This window comes from Granulicella sp. L46, from assembly GCF_009765785.1.
Lineage (GTDB): Bacteria > Acidobacteriota > Terriglobia > Terriglobales > Acidobacteriaceae > Granulicella.
In genome coordinates this window covers 209,564-226,065 of the sequence record NZ_LMUT01000016.1, presented here as the reverse complement: position 1 = coordinate 226,065, position 16,502 = coordinate 209,564, and the positions used below count along the sequence as shown (strand labels likewise).

The 16,502-nt window shown below is 56.0% G+C and carries 5 protein-coding genes; 4 read left to right on the top strand and 1 reads right to left on the bottom strand.

Translation table 11 applies throughout. The features are described from left to right. Nucleotides 1-259 precede the first annotated feature (259 nt). Nucleotides 260-1,498 (top strand): hypothetical protein, encoded by a 1,239-nt coding sequence (locus GSQ80_RS17970; RefSeq protein WP_158789040.1) that lies wholly within the window; start codon nucleotides 260-262, stop codon nucleotides 1,496-1,498. A gap of 303 nt (nucleotides 1,499-1,801) precedes the next feature. Here the strand turns inward: GSQ80_RS17970 and GSQ80_RS17965 are convergent, their stop codons facing one another. Continuing rightward, nucleotides 1,802-2,500, bottom strand: coding sequence for a YiiX/YebB-like N1pC/P60 family cysteine hydrolase (locus tag GSQ80_RS17965; RefSeq protein WP_158789039.1), 699 nt, complete (start codon nucleotides 2,498-2,500; stop codon nucleotides 1,802-1,804). 491 nt (nucleotides 2,501-2,991) lie between these two features. Between GSQ80_RS17965 and GSQ80_RS17960 the strand changes: the two genes are divergently transcribed. The 3 genes from GSQ80_RS17960 (at nucleotide 2,992) to GSQ80_RS17950 (ending at nucleotide 16,167) form a co-directional block, all read left to right on the top strand. Next, complete coding sequence (locus tag GSQ80_RS17960; RefSeq protein WP_158789038.1) at nucleotides 2,992-9,357, top strand: hypothetical protein; 6,366 nt, start codon at nucleotides 2,992-2,994, stop codon at nucleotides 9,355-9,357. 575 nt (nucleotides 9,358-9,932) lie between these two features. Next, a complete protein-coding gene (locus GSQ80_RS17955) occupies nucleotides 9,933-14,012 on the top strand; it encodes a hypothetical protein (protein ID WP_158789037.1) in 4,080 nt (1,359 codons plus the stop codon). Between the two features lie 193 nt (nucleotides 14,013-14,205). After that, a complete protein-coding gene (locus tag GSQ80_RS17950; RefSeq protein WP_158789036.1) occupies nucleotides 14,206-16,167 on the top strand; it encodes an FRG domain-containing protein in 1,962 nt (653 codons plus the stop codon). Nucleotides 16,168-16,502: the final 335 nt, after the last annotated feature.

The following is a 16,502-nucleotide window of genomic DNA, read 5'->3' as shown; positions in this document are numbered from 1 at the left end:
AGCACTAAATCGGCGCTGCGTCAGCCTTCCGGCAACTGGGGTCCGATAGCAGATCGTGCGAGTCTAAGAGTTTTGGCAGATCCACCTTTCAATTGAGGCGTCGATGCACTCTCGATGAGTGTATTGGCCTGATAGCAACAGTTGAGATTTCGAGATCAGGCAATTCGCTGAATTCCTAGCCGTAGGCGTAAGGACACCTGAGTGAGTTCGGGAAAATAAATACGCGATCGAGGTCGTTTGCACGCTAGAATTTCGGGTCATGCAAGGATTGTCTTCCGTTCGGCATGCAATAGCCGCCTTATGCTTTGGCCTGTCTGCCCTATTGGCGCGGTCGCAGTCCGACCCAACGCCCACTCCCAAGCCAACTTCGACGCCTGCTTCCAATTTCCAGCTCCAGCTGATGGCGTCTCCGGATCTCCTTCCAGAAGAAGGTGCCTGGAATTATGGCCCTGAAAACATACTTAGAACTGAAATCGGACACGCTTTTCCTTGTATTCAAGATAAGACGAGCTCCACGCTGAAAGAAGATTGTTTTGGGTTTTATCCCATAAAGCGAGGCAAAGCTGGTCCCGTTCCGGCCGGAGATCCTAACGGCCATCATGTATTTGAGGTCGCATCTGGAGATCAAATCGCGTTCAGTGCTGAAGGGAGATGGTGCTGGGGCCGGGGCTCCACAGAATGCTCCGACGCAGATGGGACGCCAGGGCGGCCGACCTCAGCCGAACTTCCCGTAGCCTTACCCGGTCGGTATTTTGGAAAGCTCATCGGTCGAGTCGGAAACGCGGTATTCCCGATTGGCTCTTATGCGGTGATTACTTCGGAATCCTATGGCCTTCTGTACATCCTGATGAATGATCCCGTCGGTTTCTATAACGCCAATAGCGGCGAGCTGACAATTGAGGTCTGGAGAGCCGGACTCACAATTGTTGGTCCAGGCGGAACACAAGTGACAACACATGACTTCGTGAGTAATCCGAAACGACTATCGCATACGACCGAATCAGTGACTTTTTCTATTACTCAGGAACAGCGGCGTCAGATTTACCAACTTATCGACCAGTGGAACACTAAGTATCACCGACTTCTGGAAAGGAATTGCATCAATTTCATTAATGACGTCCTCGTGCAGCTGGGCGTCCACCCGCCAAAGGCATCAGGGTACGCGAGTCCAGTCGTTTATGTGAAAGCTTGCAGGGAACAGTGTGACTATCATTTTGAATTTGGGTCATTTACAAACGAAATGTGGATCAACAACAAAATAGTGTTCAAGAAACCGGCCGGCGTGGATGTTGAGTTTGTCTCTGCCGGCGCGTTCGACTGGGTGTTCGACGATGCAAACGGGAAAGAAGTCCGAACGCTTCGGTCCAAGAACGAACACGGAGGGTGGACAAGTGTAGATTTCCCTTCGCTTGGATTGCATGGCGATTACAGCATCGGATTCAGGAATGCGTCCTCGGGAGAAAAGGAGATAAAGCAAGGCGATGTCCGTTTTAAATAGCGCAACCGTCCGTCGTCGAATCCGTCCTTGCAGAAGACGGGCACATCGGCAAGGACCGTTGGATTGGTGAGTCCCCAACGAGTGCCACATGATAGGTGGGACTTCAAAGTCACTTCAGAAGATATCGATTGTCACAAACCGGCATCTCTTGGGTGCGCGATGCGCTCTTTCAACGCGAGCCATGTGCCCGCTATCTGAGCGCGATCGCCGAAGAGTAACAGGTTTCTGACTCGAATCACGCAAAACACACTGCGACATTGAAACAAGTTTCATTGTTGCGGCCACACCAAGAATTCAGCAGAATTATGAGCCGACGGGGTATTTGAGGTGCCCGACGTATCCAAGTTCGCCGAACCAGGTGAGTGAAATCAAGTCGTTGGGACTTTGCCACTGGGGGTCAGCGGTAACCAGGTTCGCGCCTGCATTGCCATACGAGTCGATCACAAGCTTGGAGCAGTAGAAGCTTCCATCCGTGCCGCCCATGTCGACGAGTTGGTGCAGTAAGGGGCCGAAAAAGAAGTGAGCGCTAGCTACGGCGCCGATGAGAGCATATGGCTTTCCCAGTTGCGACAGGCAGAAGTCCACGATGTTTTGCTGCTGAGCAGCGGTTATGGATGGATATCGAAACGCGACGATCACGCTGGCCTTCTGCGCAAAATCGTTATAGGAATTCACATTCACGCCGCCGGTGATGGTCGCGTCGATCACGCTGTCATTGCCGATAAATACGGCACTGTGGCTGACAGGGCCGCCTCCCGTAGCCTGTCGGATGAGAGCCGAGACGGCCGCGCTGGCCCAGCCATCCGTTGACGTGGTTGTGGTGAGGAGGATATCGCCCTTCTGCAAGACGGACTCGAGGATGGTCTGCCCGCCGGCGTTCGGCGAAAGTGGAGGGTCGTCCGGAGCTATCGCGCCCAGCGAACTTAAGCTGACAAGCGTGGCGCCGGCGGCCACCAGAAAATCGCGACGAGAAACTTCGTTAGCGAATCGATGCTTCGGCATACGATGCTCTTTCTTGATCGCGTCTCACCGCGGCGCAAACAGTGACCTGTAGAAATCCAGAATGCGCCCCAGTTTCTACTAACTTTTTCGAAAACGCAACTAGGTTTGCAAAAAGACACAAATTCTCTCTTGACGGCCTGCAAGATGTTTGTATAAATGGCTCATCCCCTTCAAGGAATTCGTACCGCTGTAGAGTTTTCCTCACGTACTTCCTACTTGAGAACGAATGGAGGATCAGTGATGTTCACTACGCTTCTGCTTCGGTTCAAAGATAGCGGCTCACCTTAGAGCCGGCCTGACCGACATTGATTGGGCCGACCGCTTACGCACGGCCCTGTGCCTCGTGCTACTTGTCTTAGGCCTGATCGTCGGGAAGCCAGATAATGTCACATCGTTCTCCCTTTGACCTACGTTTTCTGCGTCGCCGCGCGCTCCCTCCCAAGCCCGAGGCAGTGTGCGGCCCAGTTCTTACACGTCGTAGCTTTCTGAGCTTGTCGAGCGCAAGCCTGGCTGCCACCGCAGTTCATCCGCTTTTCCTAGGTGATGGCTTTTCGCTGCTCCGCGAAGGAAACCGGGTGCGCGCGCTCACCGGCGACACTGTGCGCTGGACAATCGACGCCGCACGCTTTGACGGCTCTCCGAACCTTGTCGTCGACCGTAAACAAAGCGCCATCCGCATTGCACTTGAAGATGCGCTATTCCCCGGCACATCCCTCCCGGCGGATTTCGTCTGCGACCTGTTGCGGTCGGCCGGCGAATGGAGCATGAAGCTCAGCTTCTCCTTTGGTGGAGAGGTGCAGGCAACTTGGCTCAACTGGCTCGAAGGCACGTGCAAGGCACAAGGTACTTTCCGTGCGGCGCGCCTGCGCCCTCTGACCGATACCCTACTGACGCTCGCGCATGGAGCCCGCCTACAGTTTGCGCCAGATTGGGTGTTTAGTTTTGTCGGCGATACGGCCATCTCCCTCGATCCGCTACAAAGAACTCTCGATGCGCATAGCTGGGTAATGAGGCTCGACCATTCTGAGCCTCTGCTTGAGGGCGATCGCGATGCGCCGAGGACGAGCCTGTTGTTCGGGCGCGAAGACAAGATGTGGGATGTGCGACTGGAGCGCGCAGCAGCAGAACATGGTTGGAGGCTGGCGCACGGGTCTGAGGCAGAGGTCTTCGATGAGCTGCGACTAGAGGCCACGAGCGCAACGGGAAGACCACGCCACGCCGCGCTGCTTACGCAGGCGGCGGACAACGAGGCGCCCCTGCATTTCTTCCCGGGTGGCGGCCTAATGGACATCAGCCGCGAGCCCTTTCACTTCAAATTGCGCTCCGCTCGACTTGCCTTCACGTTATCGAGAGAAGAACCGCACTCCGTACTGCTCGCCGACTTCGAACCACAAACGACCTGGGCCCATACAGAGCACCTCAGTCTCTCCTTCGATCCACACGAGGACGATCCGCCCTTTGAACTAGCCGACGCACATGACCAAGCCGGAACGCCTTCCGCTACACCGGCGGTCTCGGCCATCCAGATACCGAGCTATGCATCGACCTGCATGCGCGTGAACTTCGACACAGCGAAGCCGCTCTACTTTAGCTGGGGCGTAATCATGCGTCCCGTGGAGCGTTTTCTCGGCTATCTGCATCTGCTGCCCTGGGAGCACACGCTTGAGTTTGAGCTGAACAGCAAGGACACCCTCACGATCCTGCGCCCATCCGACATGATGGTGCTGGACTTTCACTTTGACGGGGTCACCCTCCATTCCGGTCCCGCACCGGAGATCAGACCCTCACAACCTCCCCCGGCGACGGCCCCCTGGTTCAGGGTCGTATTTCCCCCACAACATGTACAGGAGCAGGCGTTTTTCCATTCAGACGACAACACGCCCGAGAATCACGGCACGCTCGAACCCAATGAGCCCGGCCCCACCATTATCAGCAATACGCCGGACCCGAACCCTCCTGTATGGGCGTTTTCGGGGGAATCCACTCTCGCCTTTGACATGGGCGCGACCTTCGAGCCGATCCCGTTTCATTTGGATCACCTGCTGGACTGGTCGAAGTGGACGGCACGAGTGGCGGAAGTGGCGAAGTCAACCGCAACGCTCCACACGAAGCTGCCGCAGTCGCTCGACGAGATCGCGTCTAAGACGCACATTGAGTTGCCTTTTCGGGTCTACCTTTCTCCAGATGAAAACAGTGGATGGGCCCACGAGAGCGCGACGCCAATGCAGCGCGGCGAAGGATTGGAGCTTTGGCATACGCGACTGTCGTCGCGGGTGAAGGATAAGGACGAGGCGAATTGGCACATCGATGAGACAGACGACAAGCACCGCACTGCGCGGGCTATCTTTACGCCGGATAAGGAACTGGATTCAGAGCATTTGGCTCCTTTGCAGGATCCATCCAAACCGGCGCCGTTATTCCCAGTCGGTGTTCGCGATCGCCAGGAATTAGTTCATCTCACCAGTGATTTCTCGCTCAAAAATCCTAAAGGTGAGGCGTGGACGCCAGATCCACTTCAGCTGACGCACCTCATGCTGAGCTCACAAGGCGGCTACCTAAAAGGCGTCGGGGCCTGGGATCCACCCGGACTGGACTATACGAACCACAGCACACAAATGCTCCTGGAGCAGCTGAACGAGATCACGACACTTGGGCGCGATCATTACGTCCGGGTTGTTCACAAGGGATATTTGGCCCCGTTCGGTCATAGGGCTTCGCTGGTCACAATCTCAGAGCGTGTCCTTTCGCAACGGGCAAAGAATGGTCCGTGGTTCGCCGTGCTGCATCAACGCTGGTACATCTCGGTCCACAACCCTGTGCGTACCTTTCCATTGCCACAGCAGCCAAATCAGGGCCGAAGCTTCCCGTTCAAGAGGGTCGATGTGCTGACGACACAAACTTCAGATCTCGACCCAATGACGCACAACGACTCCTCCAACTTCTGGCCGATGGTCAATGGGGCGGCATTTCTGTTCCGCTTTCACTTCTGGAGCATGGAAAACAATATCCAAGCGGAGGCATCGCTGCCAGTTGTCTTTATCACCGCGGATAAGGCACAGGATCCGACTTTCATTCCCAAAGTTGCCCAGCTCTACAATATGGGAAACCCGACACTTCCTACTGGAAATACCGACGACTCCAATCGCAACAGCCGCGATACTGCAGTGAACAGCAGAGAGAGCTATCTCTGCACACCCTTCAACGATCAGCCCATTTCCTATGGTCCCCCCCAGAAATCAGGCGATACAAAGTTTGCCACCCAGTACATCCGGTGGCAGATCAATCCTGTCACCGATACTGACACGACGAATCTACTGTTCCAGAACGACCTGCCGTTTTTCTATCCCGTCATGGATTGCGCCCAGGTGACCTCGGCTGCACTCCAGCGCATTACCGGCAAAGCCCCGCCGACATGGGTCACCATGTTCGGCCCATACCTGACAAGCGGCTTCGATGCGAAAGCCAATGCCGGCGAAGTCCTGCTGCAAGTGGACACGTCGCAGGCGCCGTCGCTTAGCTTCAGTTCCTCTGGAAAAACAGACCAGGCTGGCGGGTTTGTCAGTCCCGACACTCTGGTCGTCGGCTTTTCGCGTAGAGCCGGACCGGTCGGTGGAAATGCAGGCTTGGCCAGCAAGGATGTTGGCACTAATACGCCACATGCTTCGCTCTCGACCTTCTCCACCGGCAAATTCGATCCGACAGACTTCTTTGGAGCGCTGACCTCGTCCAAGCTTCTAGGAGTGGTCAAGCTGGGTGACATCATTGCTCCACTGCTGGGCGGCGTTTCGAGCAATCTCGGCAAGGCGCCGCAGATGATCGAGCAGGCCCTCCACACAGTGGAGGACACGCTAAAGACTTACGAAGGACCAGCCGTTAGGGCCATTGACGGCTTCCAAAACCTGCTTCCTGACGTCAACGTCATCGCACGGCACATGGCCCCGGAGGCGAGGATCATCGACAGCAATTACAGTGCGATGCTGTCGGCGCAGGCAACGGCCGACGCGAGCCGCTCGCTTGACGATGACCTTACTGCGGCGCTGGCCCACTCGGCCCTCATCAGCAGCATTGCAGCGTACATCGACCAGCTTTCCTCCCTGCTAAACGATCCTGCCGCGTTAGGGGAAGAGGCCTGCAACGAAATCATCGAAAGCCTCCTTCAGAGTCCTGAGTTGACCGCGCTTCAAAACCAGCTCAACGGCGCGATGAACGAAATTCTCACGGCACTCGCGCCGGCACGGCAAGCCATCGACAGTGCGGTGACCGGTGTGCTGAATAAGCTGGTAAGCCTGCTGGATACGGCGTTACCGAAAGACCCTCTCCAAGTACAGCTCCCGTCCGGCGACGATATCTCGCGCGCAACCTTGACGCTGCGCGAATTGGCGCCAGAGCTCGTTGCCCTAGTCAACGCCGTGCAGCCGGCGAAAGATCTCGCGGTCTCTATTGACACAGCGAAGGCCAATATCAAGAGCGGTAATCCCGCTGGAGCCGTGCAGCAGCTGCCTGCCATCTCACAAAACCTGCTCTCGATCTGTCAGGCGCTCGCTCCTCTCGGCCTCGATACCTCGGCGGTTGGCGACATCAAACAATTTATTCAGAATGCACAAAAGGCCGAGGAGGACCTCCGGACGACGTTCTTTGACGTGAAGACGGACGCGGCTCAGCTGGAGGCCGCTGTCCAGGAATTGCAAACGGCCGTGTACCACCTCGCATCGCTGCCCGGGAACAGCGATGGTGTGAGTACACTCCAGAACTTCCGCCAGGTGCAACGCTGTCTCGATAGGTTGAAGCTCTATTTCGATACCTTCGCAAAATTCAATAACGTGCCTTCTCCTGCGCAAACTCACCGGCTGCTGCAACAATTCATTCGCTTGCAGCGCCAGGTCCTCGTTAGCATTCACGCGCTGGAGACGGCTGCGCTTACGGCCATGGCGAACGAGTCTGTGGCCATTCAGGCAGCGGCTATTGCCTTGCTCAAGGCGTTGTATGGCATCGGTTCGGCTGTGGCGCAGAATCAGTCTTTCACGGAAGTCATCGGCTGCTTCGGAATTATGCGAACCGGCCTGACGCTACCAGCTGCTCAACAGCAGTCGCCGCTCCTCACGATTATGGCCACACCACTGGCTTCTGCCAGTTCGGTGAACATCATTCTACAGGCACAATTCAGTGAGCTCGTTGCGGGCATCAACGGCGACATGGACACTATCTCGGCGCACACGGCCAAAGCCATTTTTGATGCTGACCAGACGTTGCAAACGCAGGGCGCGTCGATGCAGAACAGAATCGATGCTTTCAACGCTGTGCTGCCCGCACAAGCAGCCGCACGGCTACGCGTGTTTGACGGAACCGTGCGTTATATCGGGGTGCTCACAACGGTAGTCTCCTGGCAAAGCTATGTCCTCGATGCTCCCGACCTTACCTCGGTCAAGTCGCTACTTGACGCTCTCACCGGGGCGGATGCCAAGGCGCTCATGGCCTATGCTGGCCTTCTGACCACCGTGGCAGGCAGCGGCAACAATATCTATCAGCTCATCCAGGGCCAGAAGGCAAGCGCCGCTAAGCCCGCCGGAATTCTCTACATCCTGTTTGCGGATATCAGCGCACCTCTTGGCAAGCTGCAGAAGCCGCCTGCCAATGCCACTCTTTCCGAGTTGATCGACGACAGCCGCGTCATGCTCGCGCAGTTGGATCTTTTTATGGCAAAGGCTAGAGATTCCGCCCGACATATCGGCGCCAATGCAGAGAGCCTGCTGCAGGCAAGAAACCTGATTCCCTTGCTTCTCGCGAACTTTCCCATCCCGGACAAGGTCTCGCTGTCCTACGACTGGCACCCGGAAATCAAGAGTGTAGAGCCGATCTTTGTGCTGGAGTCCGGCGCGGACTTCGTTGTGAAAGCCAGCTTCCAGACGGACCTGCTAGCGCGTACACCGCCGCAAACCAGCATCACCGCGACGCTAAAACAGTTCACAATCAACTTGATCGGCTCTCCCAGCTTCCTGCTGCTGCATGTCAAGTCGCTGGTGTTCACCTCGACGAACGGAAACAAGCCTGACTGCCGACTCACGCTGGATCACGTTGAATTCGGCCAGGCGATGGGTTTTGTGGCCGAACTGGCAGCGTTGCTTGATCCCAAGACAGGTCCCTTCGTCGAATTCACGGGCCTCGGCCTGCGTGCGGGTTTCCGCTTCGCGATGCCGTTCAAATCGGTCGGCGCCTTCAACATCTTTCAACTGGCGATCGAGGTTGCGGTCTCGCTGTCGTTCGATGGCACTCCACTCCGCTGTCAGATCGGCATTTCCGACGAGAACCACCCATTCCTCCTCAGCTCGGGAATTTATGGCGGGGGTGGCTTCCTGCAATTACAGCTGGGGCTGGATGGCGTGCAAGTGCTGGAAGGCGCACTCGAATTTGGCGTCTGCGCCGCAATCTCCATCGGCCCGGTGGGCGGATACGGCTACGTGATGGCCGGCATCTACTTCCACGTAGGCGGCGACCAGGCGATCGTGTGCGGTTTCCTCCATGCGCACGGGCACATGGATATCTTCGGGATCATCTCGCTCGACATCGATCTCTATGTCACCCTCTGCTACATGAGCAATCCGAATCGTGTGCATGGTTTCGCCGACTTCTCGGTTTCGGTGCACATCCTCTTCTTCAGCGCAGACTTCCATATGCACGCGGAGTATGACTTCATTGGATCGGCTGGGGCCAGCAGCAATCAGAGCAATCAAAGCGCCGAGCTTCATCACGAGGATCCATGGATGCTGGCAGACGAACAGTTCTTACCCAGCGCCGACGAACGCTGGTTTACCGATCGAGAGTGGAAGGAATACCAGCAGGTGTTTGCGGTTTGCACATGATCATGGACAATCCTCAACAAACGTCGAGTATCCGCATCACTTTACTCCCCAATGGCTCCAATGGAAGCAAAGTCAACTTCACGGCCTTGCTAAGCCCATCGTTAGTTGAGGCTTCCCTGCCGGCGGCCATCCAAGACTGGCCGGTCACCTGGGAGAAGTTCAGATCCGACCTCACCGGTAAAGAGCGACCTTGGAAGCTCACGCTCTCCTGGCAAAGCGATCATGGGCCGATGCAAATTTCGGTTGACTGCACGTCAAAGACGTCAAAGCCAGATCCAAAGTTATGGCCAGCACTGATCGACGGAAAGCTCGCCGTCAAGCCAAGGAAGCTGAACAACGATTACGATGACGCCTGGCACGTCTCCGTCAAAGCCGGCCAATTGCATGACGACCATAGAGATTACCGTTCGACGGAGGCGGCAAAGAACCACATCATCGCAAATTCCAGGGACGCCACTGCACCTCCACCCAATGACATCAAAACTGCGGCAGATACGGCGACCGATTTCGCCGCGACCGTTGCGCCGCAAGATATCTATCTCTCCCCCACGGTGACGCCGAAGGACGGCACGGCCGTGCCGATCAAGGCGATGCTTGCGGACCGGAAAAAGGTGCAAGCGATTGTAGACCCGGATCCTGCCAAGACTCCTTGGAGGGCGCTGTCACAAGCAAAGCTCATCAGTGACCGCGTGAACCATTCAATCCATGTCCTGGAAGAGCGCGAAGGAGACGATCTCACCGCGGCAGCATTGCTGGCTGTCTACACGAACTGCGTGACGTCTGTAGCTCCCTCCTCTCACGACGAGACGACGCGAGGCGTTGTGACCGCCATACATGCTTCCACAGGTCCGCTCACATCACACTCCAACACCGCCATTAGCGACGACCTGTTCCAGCGCATCCGCGAGTACGTCAACTTCCAGCTCTTTCATAGTGCCAGCCAGCACGTGAAATCGACGACGACACTGCCGAAACCCGACAGACCTGACTTCCACCAATTGCTCGGCATGCTCCACCAATACCCAGTCTTGCTGCGTCCACTTGGACTCGCGCTGGACTTTGAAGACGTCGATCTCGGCAATCAGTCGTTGCAGACCCTGCAGACGTTACCCGGCTTCACAGCACATCTCGAGGGTCCAGAAAAAGAAATAAGTGGCATTGATCTGGTCTCGCTTTATACCTCGTGCGTGATCAACCCCTCGTTTGTCGCCAGCAGTGCCGACAACACACACAAGAACCGCTTTCTGGACATCAGCGATAGAAGCATATTCAGAGTCATTACCGAGGACTCTGATGGATCGGCGCAGAAGTTGATCCATCAGAAGAGGTCCTCAGCGCGCGGTCAGGAGTATAAGACGACCTCGGTCAATTTGACAGTCAACGACAATCGCCCATCTCAGACTCTCCCTTCGTCGCGCACCAAGGGACTTTCGCTTTTATGGGAAGGCCGGAAGGACTTTCTCGCCCGCCAGATCGCGCGCAACGACGATGACCTCGGAACACAAGCCAAACCGCTCGCCTTGGAGGACCTGACGCTGGGCTACCGCTTAGACGTGCGCGAAACGGGGACCGCCCAATGGAATTCTCTCCACCTTCGTGAGTCGTCCTACAGAATTCTCGACGCAACGGGCAAACGCACCCTCCTTAGATGGAAGCCGGAACCGATCGATCTCAAAAAGATCGACCCTACCGAACCCTATACCTGTGCAAGCGACGAAGGCTACACGACTCTCGGATCTGGCGTATCTCAGCTACCCGAAGACATGCAATTGAAGACTCACGAAACCCTCGTGACATGGAATGGGTGGCCGCTTTCTATCCCGCGCCCGAAGTTTGATTTCAATGAAAAGAGGTCGATGCGCCCGGGCGATGGTGCGCCGATCGTCCGCATCGAGCCCGCTTACTCACAACCGGCCAAAATTGCCGCCCCTCGCCTGCGTTTCGATCATCGTTACGACCTTCGCTTGCGCCACGTTGACCTGGTCGGCAACAGTCTCCCGCCCAACTGGTCAGCCGATGAACAATATGCGCTGCCTGACAATCTCTTCGACCGCCATGAGCCGTTGCGTGGACCTCAGGTCCTACTTGAGAAGCCATACAGCGGTACGACCAGCCCCGGAGAACAGGGCACCGTGATGGTCCTTCGGGATCGCGAGAACTGCGATGCTTCACGGCTATTAGCGCCGCCTCGTGAGCCTTTCTCTCTGGTTGAACTGCACGGAGCCTTCGATGGCCGCAACTTTCCCCCAGGCAGGTGGGCCTTCGCAAATGCTCAACTCCAGGACAATGGCGCTTTTCCCAGCTTAGCTGCCGCGTCTGCGAACCATTGGCTTCGTGATGGATTGCCCCAAGAAGGCTCTGCACAAAACGATCAGATTTATCTGCTGATGCGGGCGCCGGTACAACCCAACAACCCGTATTGGCCTGACCCGCTCGTGCGTTTCGTTCGCATTGAAAGCTACGAGCTCGATGAATCGTTAAAGTCCTACTCTCCTGCCGTCACCACGAAAGACCCTGGTACAGCTATCTACTTGCCGTTCTTTCCTTCCTCCGAGTGGCCACAGCCATCGCCGGTGCGCATCGTTCTTCGCCATGGCAATTCGTTGGACATCAAGCTAGATCCGGTGCCGCTCGCAGACATGACGCCCAGCAAGGTGCCGGCCATTCTTGTCGAACTTCCACCGGGGCAAACAGTATTGCTACAGATCACAAGTTCCTCCATGCCAACGGCAACCTCACCGTTCAATAGGGAGAGCGGCTCGGGAGGCTGTGGCTTGCCTTCGCTCCTTCGCTACAGAGTCACCCCTGAAGATGATCAAGCGACAGCGGCACCACCCCACGTCTTACCGGCCGGAGCAACGCTTAGCCTGTTCAACAATCTTCAACAGCTCAGCGCCAGGCTGAAGCAGAGGGTTGCCCCTGCGGCGCCCGCCTCAAATCCGACTCCCGCAGCAAATCCAACAGCAACGCCGCCAGCCCCTTTGGGTGGAGAGTTTCTCCTAGGAGACGCCGTTGCTGAGATCTTGGATTTGCACCAACAGCACCCGGCGGCATCCAACCCGACGACGCCCCCTGTCGGAGCGCCGCCGCCCAGTGTTGTACCGCCACCTCCTCCGGCAGCTCCGTCCCAGCACGCCACGGACACCTTCACGGCCATCATCGATATGATTCCCGCGGCTGTCTTTGTAGACGGCAGCTCTCACCAGACGACACCTCCAGTACGGATTACGCTTGTTCACGCTGTCAGCAAGCCGGTCGACCCGCCAAAATTCGAACCCGGCACCGCCGACAGCAACCCGGCCCACCCACCGAAATTCAAGCCCGCTCATTTTCCAGTAACGCGGCAACCGGGACAATCTGCTGCTGCAATGTCCGGACAAATTTCCGCGCATTGGCAGAGCACGAGCAAGATCACGGTCCACGCTACGTGGGTTGACAGCGTCGACGACCTGACACAGCCGGGACCGAAGGACCGTACAACTAGCGAGGTGGCCGGCGAGCTAACAAATGATGGCTCGCCAGCTACCCCATGGCGCAACATCAACAGCAACCTAGGAATGCACCAATTCCGAGATACGCGTGCCCATGTTGTGACGTATTCACTTTCGGCATTCACGCGTTTTCGCGAATTTTTCCCCGGTGACCCCAACAGCGACATCGATAAATTCTCGCGGCTAGGAGACCCCTGCCAGGTCACTGTCTGTAGTTCGGTACGACCACCGGCTCCGGCTATCCTATACGTCATCCCTGTCTTCTCTTGGAGAGAGTGCACGGTGAACGGCATGTCGCAGCGTGGGCGCACCATGGCGCTCAGGGTCTATCTTGCGCGTCCGTTCCGCGTCAGTGGCAACCGCGAAACAATTGGAGTGGTTTTCTACAAAGACTCTCCCAACCCGTCCTCCGCCGCTCAAAAACTGGTCTCTACTTGGGGCGGAGACCCCATCGTCAATAGCCCGCGTGGCATCGCCGATTATAAGATGAAGCCCACGGACTTCATCACCCAAGAAAATCCCTCCGAAGCGGCTGATCCGACTACAAAGAAGCGCAAACACTGGACTCCGCAAGACTTTTCGATGGACGAAGGCGGGACGGCAACGGTCCTTCCCTTCAACGTGGACTTTCATGACCAAAGAGGGCTCTGGTTCTGCGATCTTCCCCTGGCCACCAGCAAGGTGGCTTCGGCCTTCGTGCGTCTGGCTCTGGCGCGCTGGCAACCCGACTCGCTGCCTGACTGCTTAGCTTCTCAAGTCGTCATGGCGGACTTCATCCAGATTCGCTCCGACAGGTGGGTTTCCGTCTCGCGGACAGACCATCACCATATTTCGCTTGCAGTGACAGGCGTTTTCCCCAACGACGCCGCAAATCCTGTGCGCCTGACGTGCTCGGTGGAACAGGGATGGCATGGACTTACACGGGATATGCAATGGCGCCCTGTTTCCAAACTTAGTGCTTTCAAGCCAGGTACACCCGACGATCAGGGGCTTTCCACCTACACACGTGACCTGGAGCTGCCAGGGTCAATGTTGCTGCATGAATTCCGCATCCTGATCGAAGAGTCGGAATGGATGCTACCCGGTGAGTCGGATGGCATTCTCCGAGAGCCAAGCGCCAGTCCGAATTCACGGAGAACTTACATGCACTACGTCAACATCTGAGTGCACCCTTAGGGTGGGCCGATGAACTGCTTCGAAGGGTGTATTCTCATGCGTTTGTTTCCATCTTCAGCTCGACTAAACAGTCGTTAGGCACCTGTTCGCGATTTCTTTCAATAAAATTAGCCCCTACAGAACCGCAGCAGTCTTGAACTGAAATCAGACGATTGGCAAACAACTTAAGATTGAGGTCAGCATGTCCAACGTTTTTACGTCGTATTATGCTCTCTCGCCATATTGGGTTGATCTACTCGGATTGACCTACAACGCAGGTCGCCACAACGGCTATTCCCATTTGGCTGTCGACGATGAGACGAAGACTGTGCCACCCATGCTTTTTGATTACCGTGGCGGTGTCTATCTCGGAAGAGACCGTCAGGTCGCCGAGGCCTTGGTCGCTGCGTTGAAGTTCCAGCTTTACAACATGAAACAGGAAGACATAGATGAGTCGCTGTTTGAAGACACGTTCGTATCTCGAATCTATGGCGTATGTGGCTTCCAACTTCCAAAGTGCAGTCCGACTCACGCGAGCACATTCGAAATCGTGCCGAGCAAGTTGGAAAATGAGGACATATTCGTCATGGATTGGCAGTCAGCGCACCCGTGGCCTTGCGGCCTCTGGTTTCCGCTTGAAATTTTCGCAGAGCTCTATTTAGCTTCTCTTCGCGTAGCTTTGAAAAAAAACACTGATATGCCCGCGGGAGTGAAGGCAGCTGGCACCGGCTCCCGTTCATGGCCAACGCGCTGGCATGCCCTTTACATAGACCGTGGGACATTCTTTTCCGGTTACTACACAACTCCTCTCTATGTCCTCGAACAGGCGGCCCATCCCTCGAAATCGGATTCTGCGAAAAACATTGAAGGTCTAATATCCATGGGGTACACCGAGGCTGACGCCACGATTTTGCAGAAAAGCGACATCCTGGGAATTAAAGCGTGGATTCTGCAATTCCTGTCGGAACCACAATATCCCGGTGCATCGAACTACGATCTGAACGAACTGCCTCGAAATGAGTATCATCCCTATAATCCTCCCCAGTGGATCGCTCCTATCGAACCTGGTTCATTGTCTGGATTGGAACTCTGGTTGACTACTGAAACGCCCACCCCAGTCAGTGATGGCCACACGGGCTTGCTCTTAGACAAGAATTACTTCGCAGCATTTGAAGCTTGCTCCATCGCCCCCCACGGGTGGTACGGTTTTTCTCCGAACCCGGTCTTCCGCGATCAAACGAAAACCTGGTTGGCGGAACAAAAAATGTCCGGACGCGAACGAGTGCGGCACTATTCGATACCGATTATCGATGTGGACGAAGTCGCTGCCGCCGATCATGTGATCCAAAGTCTTGCTGAGGCGACCCACCGGCCCTTGTTCTTTCGCGGGCAGACCAAGCCCTACTGGGTCGCACGAGAAGCCGCCATTCGGCAGCTATTGTTTGGTGCGGACGAGACACGCGAGCCATCTTTGCAGACCGCGGATGCACGGGCGAAATTGAACTACGAAGATTTCCATCCCGTCCTCCAGTTTCTGCTGCAGGACCATATGTATGCCGTGAACGGGGAGGACAATCTGCTGTCGACTAACTATGCTTGGAAGCGGCTGGCGACGGGTGCGGCGAGTTCGTGGGATATCGGAGTTATGGCGATCGCACAACACTATGGAATCCCGACGCATGGCTTGGACATAACCGAATCCTGGAAGGTCGCACTCTGGTTTGCGACGAACAAATATTGCGCGACCGACGGTGCCAAGGCCTGGTATGAAGAGCTATCGGACCAGCACCGGCAAACCCCCAGGGAATCATGGCCAGTGATTTATGTGTTCTGCCCTCTCACCTCTACCCTGGAATCGTCGATCCGACACATCAATCCCCTCGGCCAACTGGGAGTGGATGCCCTGAGAGCCGCACGCCAAAAGGCACATTTTTTTACCGGAGGGCAGGGCGCGGGCACGAACCGCCTGGCTGAAGCTCTGATATGCATCCTGCGCCTCAAGCCGGGAAAATGGAGCAGCGGATTGACGTTCGCCGGACTGTTCCCGAATTCCACAGAAGATCATGTCTACGGTTACATGCTTGATCTCAAGAAGCGATACGCATCTGGGCCATACGCGAGCTTCTTTTCGAGGATTGTTGAATACATCTGTCAGCCGCGTTGAAGGCCGATACGATCGAGCTATCAGAGTCTTTTCGATGGGTACGCATTATTCTTCTTTGCATCTCGCAAATGCAGGACCTCATAAATACTTTGGCAATGTCGGAACTCGAACCAAGATTGGTCCTGCTATAGGCGTTTTTGCTTGGTAAGCCGGCTGCATGCTTGCCTTTGTGCCAAATCGCCACTGCGCGTTTCGAGCCTTCACGGGTCTGGAAACGTGCATTGTCCTGTTCTCGACAATTGAGAACGTCCGGGCGGATTTCTTTCGATAGGCCGACTTATCATCACTATAACCCTTGATGCAGGGTGATTGCACGCAAGTCGAGAACCTCCGTG